Source organism: Acidobacteriota bacterium, from assembly GCA_016208495.1.
In the GTDB taxonomy this organism is placed as follows: domain Bacteria; phylum Acidobacteriota; class Blastocatellia; order Chloracidobacteriales; family Chloracidobacteriaceae; genus JACQXX01.
The window spans coordinates 1-23,374 of sequence record JACQXX010000088.1 but is presented as its reverse complement, the minus strand read 5'-3'; the positions used below and the strand labels follow the sequence as shown (position 1 = coordinate 23,374).

The 23,374-nt window shown below is 51.7% G+C and carries 20 protein-coding genes and 1 tRNA gene; 6 read left to right on the top strand and 15 right to left on the bottom strand.

Annotation, left to right across the window (positions count from 1 at the left end):
- The first annotated feature begins 110 nt into the window (after positions 1-110).
- From HY774_18075 to HY774_18065, 3 genes are all read left to right on the top strand, one after another.
- Complete coding sequence (locus HY774_18075) at positions 111-1,949, top strand: tetratricopeptide repeat protein (protein ID MBI4750392.1); 1,839 nt, start codon at positions 111-113, stop codon at positions 1,947-1,949.
- A 235-nt stretch (positions 1,950-2,184) separates the two neighbouring features.
- Positions 2,185-2,559, top strand: a complete 375-nt coding sequence (locus tag HY774_18070) for a MarR family transcriptional regulator (GenBank protein MBI4750391.1) — start codon at positions 2,185-2,187, stop codon at positions 2,557-2,559.
- A 48-nt stretch (positions 2,560-2,607) separates the two neighbouring features.
- On the top strand, positions 2,608-3,489 hold the full coding sequence (locus HY774_18065) for a hypothetical protein (protein ID MBI4750390.1): 882 nt from the start codon (positions 2,608-2,610) through the stop codon (positions 3,487-3,489).
- A 203-nt stretch (positions 3,490-3,692) separates the two neighbouring features.
- On the opposite strand, the gene HY774_18060 is transcribed toward HY774_18065, so the two are convergent.
- The gene (locus HY774_18060) at positions 3,693-4,427 is read right to left on the bottom strand and encodes a peptidylprolyl isomerase (GenBank protein ID MBI4750389.1); all 735 of its coding nucleotides are present in this window, start codon (positions 4,425-4,427) and stop codon (positions 3,693-3,695) included.
- Between the two features lie 231 nt (positions 4,428-4,658).
- Positions 4,659-4,892, bottom strand: a complete 234-nt coding sequence (locus tag HY774_18055) for a hypothetical protein (GenBank protein MBI4750388.1) — start codon at positions 4,890-4,892, stop codon at positions 4,659-4,661.
- A 52-nt stretch (positions 4,893-4,944) separates the two neighbouring features.
- Between HY774_18055 and argS the strand changes: the two genes are divergently transcribed.
- Entirely contained in the window at positions 4,945-6,984 is a 2,040-nt protein-coding gene (gene argS, locus HY774_18050; protein MBI4750387.1) for an arginine--tRNA ligase, read from the top strand.
- Between the two features lie 582 nt (positions 6,985-7,566).
- Complete coding sequence (locus tag HY774_18045; protein MBI4750386.1) at positions 7,567-8,448, top strand: hypothetical protein; 882 nt, start codon at positions 7,567-7,569, stop codon at positions 8,446-8,448.
- Between the two features lie 258 nt (positions 8,449-8,706).
- Here the strand turns inward: HY774_18045 and HY774_18040 are convergent, their stop codons facing one another.
- From HY774_18040 to HY774_17980, 13 genes are all read right to left on the bottom strand, one after another.
- Positions 8,707-9,447 (bottom strand): sigma-70 family RNA polymerase sigma factor, encoded by a 741-nt coding sequence (locus tag HY774_18040; GenBank protein MBI4750385.1) that lies wholly within the window; start codon positions 9,445-9,447, stop codon positions 8,707-8,709.
- Complete coding sequence (locus tag HY774_18035) at positions 9,444-10,712, bottom strand: HNH endonuclease (GenBank protein ID MBI4750384.1); 1,269 nt, start codon at positions 10,710-10,712, stop codon at positions 9,444-9,446. Before HY774_18035 ends, HY774_18040 begins: the two co-directional genes overlap by 4 nt.
- 690 nt (positions 10,713-11,402) lie before the next feature.
- Positions 11,403-12,305: a histone deacetylase gene (locus tag HY774_18030; protein MBI4750383.1), complete on the bottom strand. Its 903-nt coding sequence runs from the start codon at positions 12,303-12,305 to the stop codon at positions 11,403-11,405.
- 43 nt (positions 12,306-12,348) lie between these two features.
- Entirely contained in the window at positions 12,349-12,687 is a 339-nt protein-coding gene (locus HY774_18025; GenBank protein ID MBI4750382.1) for a cell division protein ZapA, read from the bottom strand.
- Positions 12,688-12,747: 60 nt separating this feature from the next.
- Complete coding sequence (locus HY774_18020) at positions 12,748-13,032, bottom strand: hypothetical protein (protein ID MBI4750381.1); 285 nt, start codon at positions 13,030-13,032, stop codon at positions 12,748-12,750.
- Positions 13,033-13,185: 153 nt separating this feature from the next.
- Entirely contained in the window at positions 13,186-15,234 is a 2,049-nt protein-coding gene (locus tag HY774_18015; protein ID MBI4750380.1) for a phenylalanine--tRNA ligase subunit beta, read from the bottom strand.
- 82 nt (positions 15,235-15,316) lie between these two features.
- Positions 15,317-16,408 carry a phenylalanine--tRNA ligase subunit alpha gene (pheS, locus tag HY774_18010; protein MBI4750379.1) on the bottom strand — a complete coding sequence of 364 codons (1,092 nt, stop codon included), beginning with the start codon at positions 16,406-16,408 and terminating at the stop codon, positions 15,317-15,319.
- 127 nt (positions 16,409-16,535) lie between these two features.
- Positions 16,536-16,994 carry a GNAT family N-acetyltransferase gene (locus tag HY774_18005; GenBank protein ID MBI4750378.1) on the bottom strand — a complete coding sequence of 153 codons (459 nt, stop codon included), beginning with the start codon at positions 16,992-16,994 and terminating at the stop codon, positions 16,536-16,538.
- Between the two features lie 473 nt (positions 16,995-17,467).
- Complete coding sequence (gene rplT / locus HY774_18000) at positions 17,468-17,839, bottom strand: 50S ribosomal protein L20 (protein MBI4750377.1); 372 nt, start codon at positions 17,837-17,839, stop codon at positions 17,468-17,470.
- Positions 17,840-17,918: 79 nt separating this feature from the next.
- Positions 17,919-18,122, bottom strand: coding sequence for a 50S ribosomal protein L35 (rpmI, locus tag HY774_17995; GenBank protein ID MBI4750376.1), 204 nt, complete (start codon positions 18,120-18,122; stop codon positions 17,919-17,921).
- A gap of 175 nt (positions 18,123-18,297) precedes the next feature.
- Positions 18,298-18,861: a translation initiation factor IF-3 gene (locus HY774_17990; GenBank protein ID MBI4750375.1), complete on the bottom strand. Its 564-nt coding sequence runs from the start codon at positions 18,859-18,861 to the stop codon at positions 18,298-18,300.
- A 183-nt stretch (positions 18,862-19,044) separates the two neighbouring features.
- Positions 19,045-20,985 (bottom strand): threonine--tRNA ligase, encoded by a 1,941-nt coding sequence (thrS, locus tag HY774_17985; protein MBI4750374.1) that lies wholly within the window; start codon positions 20,983-20,985, stop codon positions 19,045-19,047.
- A 363-nt stretch (positions 20,986-21,348) separates the two neighbouring features.
- Positions 21,349-21,423: transfer RNA gene (locus HY774_17980), tRNA-Val, on the bottom strand.
- A 225-nt stretch (positions 21,424-21,648) separates the two neighbouring features.
- Here HY774_17980 and HY774_17975 point away from each other — a divergent pair.
- The gene (locus HY774_17975) at positions 21,649-23,337 is read left to right on the top strand and encodes an SWIM zinc finger family protein (GenBank protein MBI4750373.1); all 1,689 of its coding nucleotides are present in this window, start codon (positions 21,649-21,651) and stop codon (positions 23,335-23,337) included.
- The last annotated feature ends 37 nt before the right edge of the window (positions 23,338-23,374 follow it).

The following is a 23,374-nucleotide window of genomic DNA, read 5'->3' as shown; positions in this document are numbered from 1 at the left end:
ACCAGATGACAAGGTGACAATGGGACAATCGGATTTTTTTCATCCCTCATCCCTCATCCCTCATCCCTTGAAAGTGCCCTGACCCCTGACCCCTGATGTACAAGGTTTCCATGCGTATTTCTCTTTGTTTTGCCCTCCTCCTGTGTGTTCTGACGAGTTCAGCGTCCCTGCTGGCTCAACAACCACCATCCTCCCAACCAACCCAAACTGACCCCCAGGTTGCCAAACTGGTTGAATCTATTCGCGAGCTTCAGCAATACAACACGTTTGTCGGCGTAGACGAACGCATGTTTGTGGTCATGGCCGCCCTCAATGCCGCTGGGTTTGACGTTGAAACCCCAGGCATGCCGCCCAGTAGCGTTCGGGCACAACTCCGCAAAGATCTGGGTACCATTGATCCGCAACTCCTGATCAAGCTCCAGAGCTTTTTTAAAGTTCACGTTCAACTGGAACGTGAACCCGAAGCACAGGCAACCGGTTATATTGCACTGGCTTTTGTGCTTGGTGCTCCGCCGACGTTTACTCCGCCGGCTGATCGCGAGTTTCTGGCAAACGATGTCAACGAACTCTTTGAATTTGCACCGCTGGTCGCTGAGTTTTACACTAAAACCCCAGTTAAATCACTTATTCCTAAATATTTACCATTGTATCAACAGTCAGCGCTTTCGCTCATCGAAGCCGTTGATACCCAAATGGTTGAGGTTTTGTCGCTGCTCCATACCCGGCCAATTCTGCTCTTACCAGCCGATTCGACTCCGGCTGACCGGTACGCCCAAACATCGCCAGGCTATACCGATCCATCGAAAGACAAATCAGCCGATAAAAAGAAGCCAACCGAACAACCCGCCCCGCAAAAGCCACAGAATCGAGTCCGACGGCTGTTTGTATTGCCTGACTTGCTTGGTCCCGCCAACCGCGTCTATACCCGCAATGATGTGCTGAACGGGGTTGATACCATCACCCTTCGCCGGGCAGGTGATGATTACCTGATGGTGGTTGGCCCACACACAGCGCCACCGCTTTCCGCCATTCGACTCACCCTGTTGCGGTTTGTCCTGGAGCCAATTGTGGCCCGTTCGGGTGTGGCCGTGGCCCTCAGACGACCTGAAATCGTCATGGTGAAAGACACCCTGCCAAACAAAGATCGAGTTGACAGCCAGCTCCAGCGCAGTGTGTATGAAATCGTTCGCGAATCACTCATTCGCGCCTCGGAAGCCCGTCTTCGACGACGAGCCGCTACCAAAACCCAGCCCTATGGCGATGAAGATGCCCGCTATGATGTTGGAACCGCCTATGAGCGCGGAGCCGTGCTGGCCTACCATTTTTATGAAGAAATGGACGTACTGGAACGGGTCGGCGTGGAAATTGACGATTTGATTCCAAAAATGCTTGCCTCCTTTGACGTCGAACGCGAAAAGAAGCGGGTTGCAGAAAACAGCACATTACGGGCCCGGGTTGAAAAACGGCGGGGTGAAACCAGCAGCCTCCCTGCCGCACCCACCATAGCCAGCCGACTGACGGATGCTGATGCCCTGCTTCGCACGCGTCAGTACAAGGATGCCAAACCCATTTTGGAAGCCATCCTGAAAGAAGATCCGAAAAATGCCCGTGCTGTCTTTGGCCTGGCTCAAATCCTGAGCAACACGCCTTCAAAAGATGAATTGGACGAAAATGTTGAAGAAGGTGACCGGATTGCCGCCCAGGAAGAACGACTCGCCCACACCGTCGAAATGTACCGGCAGGCAATCTCACTTGCCTCGGCTGAAGAAAAATGGCTGGTTTCGCAAGCCTATTTCCTGATTGGCCGCATTTATGATTTTGCTGAACTGCGTGAAAGCGCCATCGAAGCCTATTCCCAGGCAATTGCTATCGGGGATGTTCCAAATGGCGCCTATAAGCAGGCACTTGAAGGCAAGGAACGTCCAGCAGCAAAGCAGAATGAAGAATGAAGAAAGTGGTTGGTGGTTAGTGGTTAGAAATCAATAGGTTCCAAGCTCCAAGCCTCAGATGCCAACCACTAACCACTAACCACTAACCACTAACCACCAACCACTAACCACTAGCCACTAACCACTAACCACTAACCACTTTTTTCATTCTCAGTTCTCAATTCTTCATTCAAAAATGACTGACAAAGTCTCAGATCAAGCTTCATTTCGCATTGCGCGAATTTCTCGAAAAATCATGAGCCATTATGAGCGCCGATGTCGCGATGTAGGAGTAACCCCAGTCCAGCTTCTGGTGCTCAGTGCGCTCAACCACCGCAATGCATCCACAATTGGTGAACTGGCCGACGAGCTTGGGTTTGATTCAACCACCATGACCCGGTTTATCCAGCGCATGATCGAACTCAAACTGGTCGAACGCATCGCGGATCCGGCAGATCGTCGAGTACAACGGGTCTATTTGCACAAAGAAGCCAAAAAACGGCTGAAATCGTGGCTTGCGGCAGCAGAGAAAATTGAAACTGAACTGTTTGCCCAGTTGAACGAAGCTGACCGAACTGCCCTGGAACTGACACTGGCCACGCTGGAACACCTTGAATTCAAATCTACTTAACTGAGCCAGCTCTCATTCTGATTGGCTCAGTCCCAATCGGAGAAGATTATGGCTGACACGTTCGTTTCCCGCCTCGTGCTGATAGTGCTCACCCTATTTTTGCTGGTTGCCTGCGGTGTCGAACCCGCCGCTGCGCAAAATAGTCTGGTCGGACAATGGGTTGCTGAAACCGAACAGATGAAAATGACCATTCTTTTGTTACCGGATGGCCGGTACAGCGCTGAAATCGTGGTCGAAAATACCCCGGTGCGTGAAACAGGCCGGTATGTGGTTCGTGGGACAACCCTCCGATTTGAACCGGAAGGCGACACACCAGGTGAATATCTTGTTTCACTGCGTGGAACACAAATGACCTTGACTGGCACCAATGCCACGCTCGTCTTCGAAAAGGTGTCAGGCGCAGAAGAAACGGCGGGCACCGGGGCCAAACCAGCCAACACCTCCCAGATGTCAGAAGATGATCAATGGCGGGCACGCATCCGAGTTGCCAAATTGACCAGCCAGCCGCCCCAGGTCCCAGTTGGCGAAGTCCCCGCTGATCCCAATCCTCGTCGGATCTTCAGCCAGCCAACTGTTTTCACCAATCAACAGCTTTACCACTGGATGTCGGCTTTTCCGATTGTGGTGAAGGACCACCCAGAATGGGGTGAGCTTCGCAGCACGATGAAGTATTACTTTTTCACCAATGGCCGATTTTTCTTTAAATCAGTCCAGTACCCTCATACCTACACGACTCGCGAAGGCAACGTCACCGCGATTTGGGGACGCTATCACGTGCAGGAAGACGAACAAGTTCAGCTTGAAAGCGATGCTGGTGAAAAACTCACTCTTCCGCTGAAATATGGTCGCCGGAATTTGATCTTTGGGGAAACGGTACTCGGGCAGATTGACTGGGAAAATGAAGCCCTGCAGCGGTACCTGAATAAGTGACAAGGTGACAAATTGACAAGTGACAAGTGACAAATTGACAAGTGACAAGTGACAAATTGACAAGATGACAAGTGACAGGGTGACAAAATCTCATCTTGCTTTCAACGGTTTAGCACAGCCAAATCAGTTTTGTGAGCCGTTTCCCGTTCATTTTATCATCCGGCTATCAAGTTACTTTGTCATCTTGTCACCTTGTCACCTTGTCATTTTTCCGGTGGGAAAATGATCCGAATGGCCTTCACCTCGACCCGGTCTTCGGGTTCTTCAGTACCACCTTTGATTTTGACGGCGGCAATCGCATCAACCACGTCCATTCCTTCAATCACCCGTCCAAACGCGCTGTATTTTCCATCGAGCGATGATTGTCGCCCCAGACAGATGAAAAAATGGGTGGTGGCGCTATTTTCATCATCGCCTGCCCGAGCCATCGAAAGAGTGCCTCGTTCGTGGGGAATCACACTGAATTCCCCTTTCAGAGTTGGTGTTGCAAAATCCACCTTCTGATTTGGGTTGGTATCAAGCCACGTTCCGGCATTGCCTCCCTGGATCACAAACCCTTTGACAATCCGGCTAAAGGTCGTCCCGTTGTAATACCCCTGGTCAGCCAGCCGCAAAAACTGGCGCACGTGGTTGGGTGCCACCTGTCCAAAAAACTCAAGCGTGATGTTCCCCATTGAGGTTTCAATCACGGCCTGCAGATTTTCAAGCTGCTTTGGGCTCAGTTCTTCCACCAGGCTTGGCTTGGGCTTTGTCAGCGCCGGAGGTGGAGCTGGATTTTTTTTCACCGGTTTCTTTGACGGCGGCTGTTGCGCTGGCGGTGCGGCCTTTTCGGCTGGCGGCTGGCGCTTTTGCAATTTCTGGTTTTGCGCCATCCCCGACCCACCACATCCAACCAACACGACAAAGACACACATTCCGGCACACAGTAGCGTTCGCATAGTTTCAACCTCTGAGCAACATAATATTTGGGAGTGCTACGGCGTGACGTAGCATTTGAAAAGTGACGGTACACATTTAAGAGAGTTGAACTTGCGGCGTCAAGTTGCCAGATTGCAAAGCCGCCGTACTCCACATGTGCTTGTTCGCCACTGCCAAGTAAGCTATAAAAGCGGGCTTCATTTCCATCTCTGACGACTGATGTGAATTAAGGGTTGAAGCAGTTTTGGTTTTTAACCTACGAAGTAGGTGACGGCTCGTAGCCCAGGGCGAGTCTTCGAGCCCTGGGAATTCGGATCATTCCCTACCTTTTTCCCGCCCGGCCAGCCGCCGCCTATGGCGGCGGTTGGCCGGGCGGGGGTAACCTGGAACTGACCCACATCCGGTGGTGGCGCGTCCAAAGCGACGCTGACCACCGGCTCACCTCGCTCCATCCCAACGGGGATGAGGACCAACCACCACTTCAAACCTTAACTGGCATTACTGACTACTGACTACTGACTACGGACGAAGAAGTCTATGTTTTTGCATATCCAGGAAAAACTGCGCGCCAGGCTTTCAGACAGCATCCAGAAACACTTTCACCTGAGCCTGCCGACCATCGTGCTGGAACACCCGCCCAAGCTGGAACTGGGTGATCTGGCAGCGCCACTGGCGTTTGAACTCGCCAAACAACTCAAACAGGCCACCGGCACCAAGCACAACCCACGTCAACTGGCCGAACAGCTCAAAACTGACGTTCTGGACCTGCCCGAACTTGACCGGGTTGAAGTCGCCGGGGCCGGGTATCTCAATTTCTTTCTCAAGCGCGACGAAGTGTTTTTGCGCAGCCTCTCCCCAGAAGGCGAGCCGCCGCTCCAACCACAAATCGGCGGGAAACTCATCGTCGAACACACCAGCGTCAACCCCAATAAAGCCGCTCACATTGGTCACATCCGCAATGCAGTGCTTGGCGACACGCTCGTTCGGCTGCTGAAAGCCTGTGGTGAAGACGTCGAGACCCAGAATTACATTGATAATACCGGCGTGCAGGTGGTGGATGTCGTCATCGGCTTTGTGTTTCTGGAAGAAAAATCGCTGGCGGATATTCAGCAAATCCAAGGCAAATTTGATTACTACTGCTGGGACCTCTATGCCCGGGTTGGCCAGTTTTACGAAGCGGACCCCGAACGAAAAAAGCTGCGTGAAAAGGTGCTCCACGAAATTGAATCCGGCCAGGGTGAAATTGCCGGGATTGCCGATTATGTGGCGATGCGCGTTCTGCAATGCCACCTCGACACAATGGAACGGCTAGGGATTCGCTATGACGTGATGCCGCGTGAAAGCGAAGTCCTGCACATGCACCTCTGGGATGCAGCTTTCGAGCGATTAAAAGCTTCAGGTTCAATTATTTATGAAACCAGTGGCCGGAATCAGGGCTGCTGGGTAATGAAAGCCGATCAGACAGAGACCACGCCAGACGAAGAATCAGAACACGATGCCGACAAAATCCTGGTTCGATCAAACGGCACGGTCAACTACACGGGGAAAGATATTGCCTACCATCTCTGGAAGCTGGGGCAACTTGACCTTGAGTTCCATTACAAGCCGTTTCATACCTACCCGGACGGCAAAGTGGTCTGGATTACAACTCCGACGGTGCCAGAAAACGCAGCAGAACTTCCATCACGACCGGCATTTGGCAATGGCTCGGCTTATTTTAACGTGATTGATGTCGGCCAGAGCTATACCCAGGAATATGTCAAAAAAGGTGTTCTGGCGGCCCTGGTCAATCAGATGGATACGCATCGCGTTGAGCGAAGCGCCCACCTGAGCTATGAAAAAGTGGCGCTCACTCCGAATAGTTGCGATGTGCTCGGGTTTGAACTGGACGAAGAGGAACGCAAACGAACCATTGTGAGCATGAGTGGTCGCAAAGGACTTGGTGTCAAAGCCGATGACCTGCTGGACCGCCTGGAAACCAGCGCGCTGGTCCACGTGACCGAGCATCAGGCGACGCTGCCGCCCGAGGAGCAAAAATCTCCTGAAGCCCAACAGGCCATGGCCCACACAGTGGCCGTTGGTGCGCTCCGATACTTTCTGCTCAAATACACCCGTGGAACAGTGATTGCTTTTGACTTTAAAGAAGCCCTCAAAGAACAGGGCGAGACCGGCATTTACCTGCAATTTGCCGCTGTCCGAATCAACAGCATTTATCGCAAAGCCAATCGCCGTGGAATTTCCACCGACGACCCGCTGTCAGTGTTAAAAGCCAATCCTGAAAAGCTCCAAACCTTCTTTACTGGTGAAGACGGCCAGTTTTTCTGGGGATTGACCAGTCTTTCGCTCCAGTTGAATGAAGTTCTGGTTCAGGCGGCTGAATTTCTGGAGCCGGCCCAAATTGCCAAATATGCCTTCCAGATTGCTCAAACCATGAGCAGCTTTTTAAACAAATACCACGTTCTGGGCGAAGCCGACCCCGTCCGCCAGCAGTTTTATCTGGCACTCCTCGCCCTGGTTCGTCGCCAGTTACAGACCGCCATGCACGTAATGGGCATTGATGTGCCAGAGCAAATGTGACCAGGAGTCAGGAGTCAGTAGTCAGTAGTCAGTAGTCAGTAGTCAGTAGTCAGTAGTCAGTAGTCAGTAGTCAGTGTAGTCAGTAGTCAGTAGTCAGTAGTCAGTAGTCAGTAGTCAGTAGTCAGTAGTCAGTAGTCAGTAGTCAGTAGTCAGTAGTCAGTAGTCAGTAGTCAGTAGTCAGTAGTCAGTAGTCGAGTGTTGGGATTTTGAACTGCCTGTCAAGTGTATTTTATTCTATTTGAGTCAGTTATGAACAATTCTTTTCAAGAGTTCCCTGGATTCAACGATCCGGGTTTTGTCTACTGACTACTGACTACTGACTACTGACTTTATTAACTTGCAATAATTGCCCGGAGTCGCCAAACTGAAGGTAGTTTCTGTTTCTTCTCTTGCCACTTAAAGCCTTCTTCCCCTCGCGCTTTCACCCAGGCGAACCCAAATGAGTGGCCTCCATCTATTTGAAATCAAAAGGGTTTTAATCTTAAAACCTGGATCGCGCAAACGAACCAAAAATTTTAATTGATCGAGAGCGGGATTAGTGTATCCGCATCTGGTCTTTCAACCAGGAGTGAGCAAGGAATTATGGGGTCAACAGATGCGCCGCAACTCAACATCGGGCAGCACTGGCTTTGCCCTGAGCCAACAGCCACGGCAACCTTTACCCACTATCGCCCGGCGGTCTTTTTAGAGTGTCAGCTCCGATTTCATCACCTGCGTGCCCACATCAAACATACAGCGGAAAAACGCTATACGGCGTGGTATCCCCGCGGGCAAGCTTCAGTAGATTGGGATATTCCGGCTTTTGCTGATACCGCCATTCTGAACATCGCCATGGGGCCGACCCATCCCCTACCCCATAAAACTGAAGGCTTTGATTTCTCTGACCAAAACTTCCGCGAGTTTATTGAAGAAAAACTTAACAAGCTGGTGCGCACCGCTCGGCTGAAAGTTTTTCACAATGCACACTTTGATATTTTTTCCGAACCGGACGAAACCCGTGACCACTTCATCACCCGACTTGCCGAAAAGGCGCCCGACAGCATTGAAAATGACCTGAATAGTCTGATCAGACGGGTCAATATGAAAATTTCTCAGGTTCGGGAAGCCCAGGAACGCCGTGGTCGCAAACTCGAAATCCCTGAAACCTTCATCAATGACATTCTGATAGAACGTCGGCACGAGTTGTTTGCCAGTCAATACCGACTTGAAGCCCTGTTTTCCAGCGGTGAAAAATTGCTGGTCACCAGTAGTGACGGCATTGCCAGTTTTCCGATTAATGATCCGGAATACATTGAAATGATGGAAACGCTGCAACTGATCGAAGACGAAACCAAACGCGAACTCAATGAACTCTGCACCCAGTGCATTCAAAAAGTTTCGGAATGTGACTTGTTTGAAATTGGCTTGCAGCGCAATCAAATCCATATTTTGCGCAAAGGCGTGCTGTGGGTGCCAACCAATTAGGGGCTGAAGACTTCGGGCTTGGGGCTGGGGGCCATAAGCGCCAACAGAACCCGATCTGGACAAGGGGACAAGCGGACAAGGAGAAAAAATATTCTCCCGCTCCCACCGTCGGGAGGAGGATCTCCTTGTCTCAACCAGGCTCTCATTTCCTTATCCTGGCGCTTATGGGGCTGAGGGTTGGGGGCTGAAAGACATCGGGCTGAAGAAGGTGGGTCTCAACCCATTTTCTTCAGCCCGTTTTCTTCAGTCCCAGGTTTTTCAATCAATGCTCACGACTTTCATTCGCCGGAGTACTTTTGCCAGCTCAATCCGTCCCCGATTGATTCGCGATTTGACGGTTCCTTCTGGGATTTGCAACCGGTCTACAATTTCCTGATAGGTCAGTTCATCAATGTCACGCATGATGACGCACTGGCGCAAGTCAGGCGAGAGCTTATTGATGGCGTCAAAGACCTGAAGTCGGCGTTCTTTGCGTTCAATAGTATGGTGGGGATTGTCGGTTCGGCTGCGCAGGTAATGGGTGTGGTCTTCTAAATCATCACCACCATCAAGTGGCTGACGTTGGCGGCGGCGATAATCATCAATAATCAGATTGCGGGCCAGACGCATCAACCAGTTGCTCAAATCGCCCATTTCCGGGTTGTACTGTTCGAGCGATTTGTAAATCCGCATAAACACATCCTGGGTCAGATCTTCAGCCTGTTCGTGGCGGCTGACAAACCGGTAGGCCAGATTGTAGATGCGTCGGGAATATAGCCGGACCAGCCCTTCCCAGGCAGCCGCATCCCCAGCCCGGCAGCGCAGTACCAGATCCTGGTCTCCCTTTGGGTTAGTGCTTGGAGGAAGAGGCTCGGTATCAGCTTCAATTTTCGCTGCCAATGCAGACACAGCATCCAATTCAGGATCAATTCCTGATTCGGCTTCCGGTTCTGGCTCAGCCCCCGGCTCGGGTTCAGCCGAAACCGGGGGTTTCACATCCTCATTGAGATTCTCGTTCATCCTATCTTCGGCGTGGAGACCCGGCCTTTGCTGGGCCGGGAGGAAACGCCGCTCCTGCTTTGAACTAAGGTTGTGGTTCTGGCCCTCAACCGGACACAGTTGGTTTTAATGTTGACGCTGCCAGTCAATGGAGAGCCGTCAATCGCGCCCAATGCAAAATATCCGGTCCGGCGCTTGCCGGTGACAAACCCGGTTCCTTTGATGGTTTGAATCAAATCAAACTTGCGGAGTCCAAACAGCTTGCCGGTTGGAATCCGTTTCTGGCTGTGTTGGCCGGTGGTTTGCTGATAGTCACCCTGGTTGACATGACGTTTGAGGTACACATTTTCCTTCCCGACTTCGACCACTTCGCCGTCCTCACAACAAATGGCCATCGCATCGGTGGTGTGAGACTTCGGTAACTTGAGGAACTGCTCCCGCTTGTATTTGGTTTCGGAGCCGAAAGTCGGTTCAAATTCCCAATCCGACTGCTTGAGTTGGGCGGCAATCACACTGACTTCGGTGGCTGGTTTGGTGACATTTCGCCTGGGTTTGATTTCAAACTTTCCGTCGTGCAAATCCGTGTGGCAGGTCAGACACAAGGTCAGGAGATTCTCAGGCCGGTTGCCACCCTGGCGGCTTTTGAACTGGACGTGATGGACATTGAGTTTGACGCTGTGCTGGATCTTTTGTCCGCTTTGGCAGCGATGTCCATCACGGTGCAGCACATACGCTTTGGTGTTGTACCAGTCTTTGAGCGGTCCGGTTTGATAGGCAACTCCGGCCACCTCCGGGTTGACCAGTTTGTGAATATCAAAGGCAGCCAATTCAACTTTCCAACGCGTGACCGGCAAGATCGATTCAATTTGTCGGCGTTCCCGCAGGTGCGACTCGACTTTGCTTTGGATTGACGGCGGCAACCGGCCTTTGCGGCGCGATGCTCCCCGATTCTCAAATCTCGCCTGGCGATAGCGTGTTTTTCGGCTGCGGCGGTACATCTTTCGTTGTTCCATCTTGCGCGAAACATCAGTACGCACGGTGACTTCCGCCTGGTAGACCACGTTCCCGTTTGCCACCGCCGCCGTTCCCACCCTGGTGCTTCCCGTGTCCATCCCAGCCACAACCTCTTGCTTGTATCCCGATGAACCAAACCGCAGTTTGATCGTGAACGGTGTTTTCCGAACCACTTTCGCCTTCCCCTCTTTGAGTAACAACCTCGCCTTGGCCGGCGACGTCGGCATCAACGGTTTCCCATCACAATTCAACACATAGACAAAAACGAACATAAGAAAAATGTTCTCTCTTCTCCTTGTGGAGAGGTATGCGTATCAACCAACTGTGACCATTGGTTGAATCCGTCCTCCTCTCGACCGGATATGGGAAGGTTTGACGTGACGCGCACTGGAACTCCCTCCCGTCCCTTTTAACACGTCACCGTAGAGCGGCGGACTGAGGTGGCATTCGCCGGTACCTAATTTCTTCCCTATCGGTTCCCTGGATTTCGCCAGGGGGTCTGGTCAACCGAGGCTTGAACCAGACCAAAACATTTCGGCCACTCCAAGCGTGGCGTCGGGCCTTGGCACGACTCAAACCTGGCCCTTGAGGGCCGGGGAGTTGACAACCAGTTGGCGATGCGGCTGCGCTCGATAAAATTATGAATTCCGAATTATGAATTATGAAGAAGCCATCTGATTGAGTATCAAATGGTTCGCTGTTTCATCATTCAAAACTCATCCTTCGAAATTAGTAGCGTGGTGGAAAAAAAGATTCGTTTGTGTTCCCTGTGCGATGAGAGCTTAAAATATCACGCTTGTTGAGTGCAAACAAAGTGGTTCTTCACGCTGAAAGTGAAGATAGTTGAGGAGGAGGGCTCAAGGCTGGCGCTTATGGGGATGAGGGAGGAGAGTAGGAAAAGGACAGAAACGATAGAAAAAACGGAAAGGTAATCAGTTCGAAAACCCGGAACCCGGAACCCGTCAATCCTCAAACACTTCCCTGGCGGCTCGAAAGGTATTGCAATGAGCGTTGACGGTATCTTCAGTTGGGATTGCGTAACCGCCCGACAGTGTGATGGTTACAGGAATTGATCGGGCCTGACACAATTCAAATACCAGCCGGTCACGACGCTTGAGCCCGTCAAGTGTCAACGCCAGTTTTCCGAAACGGTCCTTGTGGTAAGGATCAACACCCGCCAGATAAAAGACCAGATCGGGCTGAAATTCGACCAAAATTTGGGTTACATGACGCTCCAGTAATTCCAGATATGGTTCATCCGTCATTCCGTTGGGAAGGTGCAGGTCGAGGGTGCTGCGCATTTTTTGTAACGGATAATTCCCTTCCCCGTGCATTGAAAACGTGAAGACATCTGATTCCCCTTCGAAGATGACGGCGTTGGCATTTCCCTGATGCACATCACAATCCACAATTGCCACCCGATGAAGATCACCATCGCGTTGCAGCACCCGAATGGCAATCGCAACATCATTGAGCACGCAAAACCCTTCGCCATGACCAGGAAAAGCGTGATGTGTGCCGCCGGCAATATTTCCGGCAATGCCTTCAGCCAGCGCATATCGGGCTGCAGTCAGGGTTCCTTGCACAGCCAGTTGCGAACGCCGCACCAGAGCTGGCGACCAGGGAAACCCTAATTTGCGAAGTTCCCGCGCTGTCAGCTCACCTGCGGCGAGCCGTGTCCAGTAATCTCGGGTGTGGACAAGCAAAATATCATCCGGCGATGCCAGGGTGGGTTCGACAACTCGGGCCAGATCCACAGTCCCTTCAGCCGTAAGCTGTTCATAAATCAGAGGAAACTTACGCATCGGAAAAACATGAACTTCCCCGATATCCACAAAGTAGCCTGGTGAATAAGAAACAAACATAAGGAATCAGGGCTGAAGAAGTCGGGCTCAGGGCTTGAATGACTCACGGAGTCGGCGGTCCGGTTTTCTTGAGCACACTATCAAGCAGATTGGCATATTCCGAACTGCGTTCGGCAATTTTGCTGTCGAGTTCGTCAACCTTCTCTTGAGTTTTAAAGAGTTCGTCGGAAATATTGAGCGCCGCCAGGATTGCCACCCGGAGGGTGTCTACGGTATGCGTAGCCTGAGCGACTTCGCGCATTCGCTGGTCAACATAACTGGCCAGTTTTTTGATATAGACGCTGTTTCCACCGCGAATGGAATAGGTTTGATTGTAAATGCGGACGTCTACGGTTTGTGAAACCACTTCATTTCGATTTTGACCGTCACTCGATATAGGCATAGGCGTGAGTCCTCATAATTGGCTCTGAGTGAAAATTGCTCAATGTTGAGGGCCGGCTACCTACATGCGCTTTGCGGTTTCTGCAATCTCAGGGTCAACCAATGCGATGGCATCCAGCATAGCCTCGACTTTGAGTTTAATGGTATCCCGCTCGCTCATCATCTGCTCGATGCGCTCTTTCAAGCGCTCGTTTTCCTCAGCCAGATAGTTCATCTCACGGCGGAGCGTGGTTACCTCCCGGTCCAGGCTTTCCTTTTCCTGTCGGGTGGCTTTGAACTGCTCCACAATGCGATACAGCTTATCTTCAAGGTGGTTAAATTTTTCCATTCCAGTGAGTACAGTCACATTTGCCTCCCCTGAGACTCCCCTTGCCCGATCAAAAAAGTGGAATTTCGGCACACTGTAACACGGCGTTACAGTCAGGTTACACTGTAAAGTCTTGATACAACCGCGCTTCGAATGGGATTCGAGATGCGTTAATGCAGTTTTTTGGGATTTTTAGCGGATTTCAGCACCAAGTTGGCTTTGTAAGGCGGCCAGTACCTGCGCATGCTGCGCGCTTACTTCCTGATCTGTCAAGGTGCGATTTTCCAATCGGTAACATAAATTCAACGTCAGCGAACGCTTCCCCGACGGAACCTGTTTCCCGGTAAACACCTCTTTCAAGGTCATGGATTTGAAGGCCGGCAACCCCAGGCCAAAAACGGTCTGCTCAATAGTCCCATAGGCAACATCCATTCCGACCAGAGCCGAAATATCACGCTCGACGCTTGGGAATTTCGGAAGTGGCCGATATGGTGCAAATGTTTGCGGACGCTGCAGGAGCGCACCCAGTGTGACTTCACACAGGTACACCGGCTGTTTGAGCTTGAAATGTTCCGTAGCCGGCACACTCATCCGGCCAAGCCAGCCAATCGCTTTTCCATCCACAACGACCTGCGCGGTCTGACCTGGGAAATAGGCTTGCGGAAGATCACCTTCTGGAAGAACAAACCGTGCGCCTTGAATTTGGAGTGCCGCCAAAATACTTTCGAGAATGCCTTTGAGCGTGTGGAAGGTTTCGGTTCGGGCCTGGTTGCTCCAGTCTCGGGTATTGGGAGCACCGGTCACGACCAGAGCCAGGTGTTCAGCTTCCTGAAATCCATCCAGCGAGCCTTCAAAAACCTTCCCAATTTCAAACAGTCGCACGTTGTCAGTGCCATAGTTGAAATTGTGCGCCACAGCTTTGACCAGGCCAGAAAGCAAAATCGGGCGCATTCGATCTTCAGTTTTGTCAATCGGGTTGGTAATCACCAGCGGCCCATCAGCCCCCAGTGCCCGCACATCGGCATCACTGGCCCAACTGAAGGAAATGGCCTCAGAAAATCCCTGCCCAACCAGACATTGGCGAATCCAACGGCGTTGTGTTTCACCGGTCAGGTAACTTCCAGCCCCACCCCAACCTGGCAGCGTGGTCGGAATCTCGGCGTAGCCAACCATGCGGATCACTTCTTCAACCAGATCCTCTTCGATATTGATATCAACCCGGTAGGTCGGGCCAACCACCTGCCACGCTTCGCCCGGCGTGACGGTTTCAAAGACAAATCCAAGCGCGTTGAGTGCCGATTCGACGCGTTCCGCGCTGACATCAACGCCAGACAGGGTACGGACACGGCTTCGTCGCAACTGAATTGATTTTCGGGCTGGAGGATTCGGGTACGCGTCAATCACACCAGCGACAACTTCCCCACCCGCAACTTCCTGGATCAACTGGGTACACCGATTGAGGGCCAGAACCGGCATTTCACAATCCGCGCCGCGTTCAAACCGATGGGACGCTTCGGTGTGCAAATCGAGGGCGCGGGACGTCCGCCGAACCTGAGCCGGTTCAAAGTAGGCGCTTTCAATCAACACATTGACCGTTTCATCTCCGATTTCGCTATTGGCACCGCCCATCACGCCAGCCATCGCCACCGCTTTTTTTCCGTCGGCAATCACCAGCATCTGGGGGGTGAGCTGACGTTCAGTCCCATCAAGCGTGGTCAGCGTTTCGCCTTCGCGAGCCGTGCGAACCACAATCCGATGCTCGCCAAGCAGGTCATAATCAAAAGCATGGAGCGGGTGACCAAGTTCGAGTAACACAAAATTGGTTACATCCACCACATTATTGATGCTGCGTTGACCAACGGCTGCCAGCCGCTCAACCAGCCAGGCCGGAGAGGGACCAACCTTGATGCCGCGAATCATTCGCGCCGTATAGCGCGGGCACAATTCCGGATTTTCAATCGTGACTGATGTCAGGTCTTCAATCCTGGTCTCTGATTCGTGGATTGAAACCGCTGGATATTCGACCGGAACCCCCGACACTGCCGCCGCTTCGCGCGCCATGCCGATATGTGACAGGGCATCTGGACGATTTGAAGTCAGGTCAAAGTCCAAAATGAAGTCTGCTTCGTGCGGATCAATTGAATCCACGGCCAGACCAACATTGGTCAGCTTGTTTGCCAGTTCCCGTGGAGAAAGTTCCGTTTTGACGTAATTGCGCAGCCAGTTGTAACTAATTTTCATATTTCTTCAGAGTACAAATGTCAGTACCACCTGCGTCAGCGGGTGGGTTTGTCGGTACCACCTGCGTCAGTGGGTGGGGATCTTAAAACTGTTCTAAAAACCGCAGGTCGTTAATGAAATAGTTGCGAATGTCATCAATGCTGTAGAGCATCGCCGCCAGACGGTCCAGACCAAAGCCAAAGGCAAAGCCGGAATACACATCCGGGTCAATGTTGCAGGCACGCAGGACATTGGGATGAACCATCCCGGAGCCACCCATTTCAATCCATCCGGATTGTTTACAGACCCGACACCCAGAACCGTTGCAAAAGACACACAGGCAATCGGTTTCAGCACCGGGCTCAACGAATGGAAAGTAGCTTGGGCGAAACCGAAGCGTCACTGGACTCTCAAACAGCCGTTCCAGAAACACCTGTAATGTGCCTTTTAAATCGCCCATGGTGATGCCTTCGGCCACGTTTAAGCCTTCGACCTGGAAAAACATCGGGTTATGGGTGGGATCAGGTGTATCACGGCGAAAAACACGACCCGGCGCAATGACACGCAACGGTGGCCGGCGACGCTGCATGGCGTGAATTTGCACATTGGATGTCTGAGAACGCAAGGCATACTCCGGTGACAGATAGAACGTATCCTGTGACTCGCGAGCCGGATGGCCTTGAGGAATATTGAGCGCGTCAAAGTTGTAAAACGTGGTGTCCACTTCGGGACCGTCTTCAACGCTATAGCCCATCGAGACAAAGATATCTTCAATCTTTTGGCGGATTTGCGTGATTGGGTGCAACCGCCCATAGGGCATGGCAAGTCCAGGTAAGGAAATATCAACCCGGTCACGGGCAGCGGTTTCAGCCAGTTCAGCCGCTTTGACATGCCCTTCAACGTCACCAAGCAATTGCTCAACTTCGCCTTTGAAGGTATTGAGCATGGCGCCGCGGCGAGGACGCTCTTCGGCTGACAGTTTGCCTAATTCTTTCATCCGCAACGGGATCAGTCCATTTTTCCGGGCCAGCCAGTATTCTGAAACACGCTGCAGAAGGTCACGTACCGTTCCCTTTCCATCTTCGACTGGCAAAGGTGGCAAAGCGGTTTCGCCAAAGGTTTCACAAAACCGCCGGGAGAGCTGCTGCTGCTGGTCCAAAATTTGGGCCCGAAGGGTTGCTAATGATTCAGACATGGTCAATTCCTTCTGAAAGGAGAATTTTTTGAATGAAGAATGTGGTTAGTGGTTAGTGGTTAGTGGTTGGAAATCAATACTTTCGAGGCAGAACCAAAAACCCAAACTAACCACTATCCACTAACCACTATATGGTTTCTTCATACATCTTGTAATGAGTTTCCTGCATGCCGAGACGTTCATACACCCGTTGGGCACGCTCGTTTTCTTTTTCAACGTAGAGCCGGAAGCCACACACATTTCCCTGCTGCTCAGCCAGTTGCTTGACGTGGGTGTACATCTGGGCGTAAATCTTGCGCTGGCGATGGGCTGGCCGGATATAAACGCTTTGGATCCACCAAAAAAGCCCGTTGCGCCAGTCGCTCCACTCAAATGTCACCATTAACCCGCCAACGATTTCACCTTCCAGCTCAGTCACCAGATAGAAGCCGTATTCGGGCCGATCAAACAGAGCGTCAACACCAGCGGTGATAATCTCCAGCGGCAGGTCTTTGCCTTCAGTTTCCTGGGCCATCGCCCGATTGAATTCCACCAGGGCGGCGGCGTCCTGTTTTTGGGCTCGACGGATGAGAAGAGGAGTAGTCATAATGGGTCTCTGAATACCTGGTTCCTAGTTTTCGTGCCTGGTGCCTCGTGCTTTGTTCCTGAAAAGTACTGGTTACCAAGGAGCATTAAAAAACAATTTCCTGTTTTCATTTGGGAGGCAGGCATTTGGATTGAGCATCCTGAAAGGCTGCCGTTCGGATAGCCGGTGGTTGCGAGGTTTTGGGAGCTACCACCGGGAAACGGTTCGTTCCCCTGATCCCTCCCCGCTTCGCCCGCACCCCGTGGGGCGCGGGCGAAGCGGGGAGAAACAAGGATGTGACGATTGGGTCCGGTGGTAGGCCCAAAGCGGCCAACCAACCGGCTATCCGAACGGCAGCGCTTCGCGATGCAAAACCAAAAACCAACACGTGAAAGACACTAGACACGCTTCCCGCCAACAAAAACTGGCGAACAGCCGCTAATTAATGAGCCGTTCGCCAGTTTCTAAAGGTCTTCGCAAAAATTGGTCAACAATTAAGAAGCAGAGCGGGCTGCCAAAGCTTTCTTGGCCTGATTGGTTAACTCAGCAAAGGCTGCATCATCGTGCACTGCCAGGTCCGCCAGGGCTTTGCGATCCAGAGTGATGCCGGCGACTTTCAGGCCATGCATGAGCTGGCTGTAATTAATTCCATGAATGCGGGCAGCCGCACCGATCCGAACGATCCAGAGGCTGCGAAAATCGCGTTTTTTGATCTTCCGACCTTTATAAGCAAACTTTAACGCGCGCTCGACGGACTCTTTCGCCGACCTGTAAAGTTTGCTTTTTGTCATCTTATAGCCTTTGGCAAGGCCCAAAATCTTTTTGCGCCGCTGCAAGCGCTTATTTCCACGTTTTGCACGAGGCATAACGTCCTCCTGTTCCGAAAAGAGCAAATTGAAAAGTTACGACACACTCGTATAGATCGCTCAAATTCTTGATAAAGAATTACTTGCGACCATATGGCAACATCACGTTGATACGCGCTTCGTCGGCTGTGGCAACCAACACGTCATGGTCAAGCATGCGCTTCCGCTTGGAAGTTTTCTTGGTCAGGATGTGCCGGGCGTGGGAATGTCCACGCTTGATTCGTCCAGAAGCAGTCGTGCGGAATCGCTTGGCTGCTCCTTTATGGGTTTTGAGCTTTGGCATAAAAGTAGACTCCAGGTACAAGAGCAAAAAGTGCCCAGGTGGTTTGCGAACAGCATCAAAAGGCGTTGTTCGCCATAAAAAATCGTTCAGCCACAAACCTGCAGGAGGCGTTGGCAATCGTGGAGCAGGGTACCAGACCGGTCCTAAATCCAGAGAAAAAGCCGCCGTCGCCGGTTTATTTCTTGGGCGTGAAAATCGCAAACATCGTCATCCCTTCCATTCGGGGTCGGGTTTCGACGGTTGCATATTCAGCCATGTCCTTTTCTAACCGGGTCAACAACTGCTCGCCTAATTCGCGGTGGGTGATTTCACGGCCAATAAACCGGACTGAGGCTTTCACCTTGTCACCCCCCTGAATAGCGCGCACGGCGTTATTCTTTTTAAATTCGTAATCGTGCTCGCCGACGCTGGGTCGGAATTTAATTTCCTTCACCACGATCACGGTTTGTTTTTTCTTGGATTCGTGAAGTTTTTTCTTTTGCTCGTATTGCCACTTTCCATAGTTGATGATGCGGCACACGGGCGGAGTCGCCTGTGATGCCACCTCAACCAGGTCAAGACCACGAGACCGGGCGAGTTCGAGCGCCTGATTGATCGGCAAAACGCCAACCTGTGCGCCGTCATAGTCAATGACCCGCACTTCCCGGGCGCGAATTCGCTCATTGATTGGAACTTGGGGACCACGGTCACGACCGCCACGGTCACCCGGTCTGCCTCCGCGATTGAATGGGGTTCCGATGTTCGTCTCTCCTTGGCTACGGCAAGCGTCCCCTCCGGGTGCGCCGCCACATTAAGAATTGAGAATTGAGAATTGAGAATTGAGAATTGAGAATGAAGAAATACTCTGTTGATTGAGCAAGACATCAGATAAAACTGATTTATTCTTCATTCTTCATTCTTCATTCTTCATTCTTTATTCTGTTTACGCTGTCAGCACTCGTTGCCGAACTTCGTCAGTGGCCTGGGCAATGAATTGCTCAAGCGGCATCGTTCCAAGATCTCCCTGTGCCCGTGTCCGGACAGCGACCGTTCCGTCTTCGGCTTCACGGTCACCAATCACCAGCATGTAAGGAATTTTTTGTAACTGGGCCTGACGAATTTTGGCGCCGATCTTTTCCCCACGCAGATCAACTTCGACGCGGATGCCGGCTCGTTTCAACCTGTCACCAATGTGGCTGGCACAATCGTTGACTCGATCTGTAATCGGAAGAACAATGGCCTGAACAGGTGATAACCAGAGCGGGAACCGTCCCCCAAAATGCTCGATCAACACCCCAAAGAACCGGTCCAGTGAACCCAAAATCGCCCGATGGACCATAATCGGCGTGTGCGGCTGGTTATCAGCGCCGATGTATTCGAGGTGAAAGCGTCGTGGCAGGTTAAAATCAACCTGGATGGTCGCAAGTTGCCAGGTCCGGCGAATCGCATCCACCACTTTCACGTCAATTTTCGGACCATAGAAAGCGGCTTCCCCTTCAACACGAACATAGGGCAACCCAACTTTATTCAGCGCATCAGTCAGGGCCGATTCCGCAACTTCCCAAACTTCGTCGCTGCCAAGGTAATTTTTGGCTGTTTTTTCAGCATCCCGAACCGAAAGCTCGATTTTGTAGTCAAACCCAAAGGTCGTATAGATGGTGCGGGCAAACTCAAGACAGGACACGATTTCATCCAGTAAATTCTCTGGGGTGCAGAACAAATGCGCATCATCCTGGGTAAACCCGCGAACCCGCAACAAGCCATGTTGAACCCCTGAGCGTTCGTACCGGTACACCGTCCCCATTTCGGCATAGCGCTGGGGCAGATCGCGATAGCTGCGCTGTTGTGATTTGTAGATTTGAATATGGAACGGGCAATTCATCGGTTTGAGCCGATATTCGACCGATTCATCTTCAAATTTCATCACCGGGAACATGCTCTCCTGATAGTTTTCTTCGTGACCGGAGACATGCCACAGTGCCCGCGAGGCGACGTGCGGTGTTTTGACCAGGCTGTACCCGTGGGCCAGGAGTTCGCTAAAGATATATTCCTGCAGCAAATGGAGCATCAGGCCGCCCTTGGGATGATAGAGTGGTAATCCAGAACCAATCTGTTCAGTAAAGCTAAACAAATCGAGTTCGCGGCCCAATCGGCGGTGGTCGCGCTTGGCGGCTTCTTCGCGTTGATGAATCCAGGCATCGAGTTCTTCCTGTGAAAAGAAGGACGTGCCATAGATGCGCTGCATCTGCGGACCTTTTTCATCGCCGAGCCAGTAGGCACCCGCCACCGACAGTAACTTAAAGGCTTTGATTTTGGCGGTGCTGGGAATATGCGGTCCACGGCAGAAATCAATAAAATGGTCGCCCAGTTTATAGAAGCTGGGGTTCTCGCCGCCTTTTTCGCTGATGAAATAACATTTCAGTTCGTCGGCGCTGAATTGCTGCAAGGCGTCTTCACGGGCAATTTCAACGCGTTCGTACTTGAGGTTTCGCTTCACCAACTCGCGCATTTTCTTTTCAATGCGGGTCAGATCTTCGGGTGTGAAGGTTTGAGCCTGCAAAAAGTCGTAATAAAACCCGCCCTTCGGATCATCGTGCAGCGCCGGTCCGGCCCCAAGCTTGGTGCCGGGGAACAATTCGAGGACGGCTGCCGCCAGCAAATGGGCTGTCGAGTGGTGATAGATTTCGAGTGCTTCTGGGGAATCTGTTGTAATCGCTTCAACGGTGTCGGTGGCTGTCACCAACCGGGTCAGGTCCACGGCTTCGCCGTTGACACGGGCTGCAATTGCACGTTTGGCCGTTTCACGATCACGCTGAGACAACACGACCAGCGCCGTCAAAGGGCCGGATTCGACCACTGAAGACACTTCGCTCTGTGAACTCATAACCTCTTACATTCCTTGCTGACTGGCTCTCCCCTGATGAATTAGACCCAAACGCGGGCCTGACCTCATCAAAGGCGACCAATCACACTCCAAAACTGAAGCTTCAAAAATTGAGTTATCGTTTACGCGGTAAGATCCTCGATCAGCGTCTCAAGGGGGCAACACTGGGGTTGAAGCAGTGTGCGGGCCTGGCCGGAAAGCGTATGTGGAGTGGCAACGCCGGGAGAGTGGCGTTTGGTGTGCCCTCCGCGTGGGTGAGTGCGGCAAGCGACACAGATTCGGAATGCAATCTGTGCAAAACCTTGAGCTCTTCTGGAGCTGACGTGAGAATGAACCAGCAGTGACCAGCACCGCAAAAAAGGATGGTAGACGCGAGCGGATTTGAACCGCTGACCCCTACCGTGTCAAGGTAGTGCTCTACCCCTGAGCTACGCGTCTATCCGTGTGTGTTGGTCATTGTTACTTTGGCCAAAATCGCCAAAGTAGCGCGCAACCTTAGCAAACAGTTCCTGGAGTGTCAAGAGGGTACGCTTTGGAGTGCGGCGGCTTGACGCCGCTTTGATGTTTTGAAAGCGGCGTCAAGCCGCCGCACTCCAAAACTAGCTTTATCTTCTTCTTTATGCTATATTTACAGTCTCAAAACTTCTCAAAAAATGAGGCTGTATGAAACTCAAAACACTGACTCGGGAAGACATTTTGCAACTGGCCGACAGTTCAGAAATCTTTCATCGCGGCACAGAATATGCTGAAGAAGGACTAATCTATCAGTTCTCAACAACTCCAAATTCAATTTCCGCCAAACTTCATGGCAACTATGGAAATTACACCGTGAATGTTCGTGAAGCAGGCACCGAACTCAAATCTGAATGTACCTGCCCCTATGACGGTGTTGTTTGTAAGCACATTGTAGGCGCGTTGCTGTATTACCTGGATCATAAGGATGATGTCGCCGAACTTACCATTCCAGGTATCCCCTCGGCACTCCAGCAGACCCTGGAAGATTATTCACGAGATGCGCTCCTCAAACTCATCCTGAAACTGGCGGAAGAAAATCCAGGATTTCAAAAAGTACTGCTTGAGAATATTTCGCTCCCGGCGTCAGCCCTGGTCAGCCAGCCCAAAAACCCGGCGCTGGTCAAACGGTTGAACAAACAGATTGACCGCCTGCTGGCTGGTGTCTATAGCTACATCGAATCTGGATATGAAGGGGACATTGAAATTGGGGAACTTAACACCGTCTTTCAAGAGGCTCAGGCATTGCATCCGGTTGATCAAATTGAAATATTCTGGCACACCATTTCAGAAATGGAGGATCTGATCGAGGAAGTAGGCTTGAGTACCAGCCAGATTGAAACGGCACTCAAATATTACGGCGAGGCAATTGCCAAACTCCAGCTTTCCCACACAGAGAAAAAACCGTTCTTCGATCAATTATGCGAAGCGTTTGACCAGACTCTGGGCAGTTATGGCGAGACCGTCAACGGGATCAAAACCGCGCTCGATATCATCTGTTCCGAACCGAATGATTACAAATACCTGATCAAGAAGTTCGAGAAACTTAATTCCAATGAAGCTTCCGATTGGATTGCCGGTTATTACCTGACACTTGGCGATGAAAAAGCGTATCTCAAAACCCGCACTGAGAATCTGAGGGAGGAATATCAATTCCTTGAGCTGGCTGATTTCTGGAAAGCGAAAGACGATCAGAAACAATATATCGAGACGTTGGAAAGCTGGCTCAGGCATTTGGAAAATCGCCCTCAAGCAGTTTCGCCAACCCCCTGGTTGTTTAGTTACGCGCTCTCCAAACCAGATGGGGTGCTCAAGCGGCTGGCTGATCACTATGAAGAGAAAGGAGATACGGTAAATCTGGTTCGGATTTTCCTGGCGATGGCCCGCTGGAGCCGTACCTCGCTGGAGTTGTATCAACTTCTCAAACGCGAAGCCTCCAAACTCGGTACCTGGTCGGATGCGCGGGCGAAATTTTTTGAATTTGCCAAATCAGACTTAGAGACTCAGGCTCGGATTCATCTGGAAGAGCAAAACTGGTCAGAAGCACTTGGCGTGGCCCAATCAGCCCAGCATCACGAATCACTCAAAGTTCTGGTCGCGGATGGCATCAAGCACCACCTCCCCAAAGAAGCCATTGCCCTCTATGAAAAACTGGTCACGGAGTACATTGGCCGCCAGAAACGTGAAGGCTACCACACCGCCGCCACCTATGCTGAAAAGATGAAAGGTGTTTACCTGACGGTGTTAAAGGACCAGACCACCTGGAAAACCTGGATTGCAAAGCTGCGAGAAGAAAACAAACGACGTCCGGCGCTGCAGGATGAATTCCGGAAGTTGTAGCGGCAAGGTCAGTACCACCTGCGTCAGCGGGTGGGTT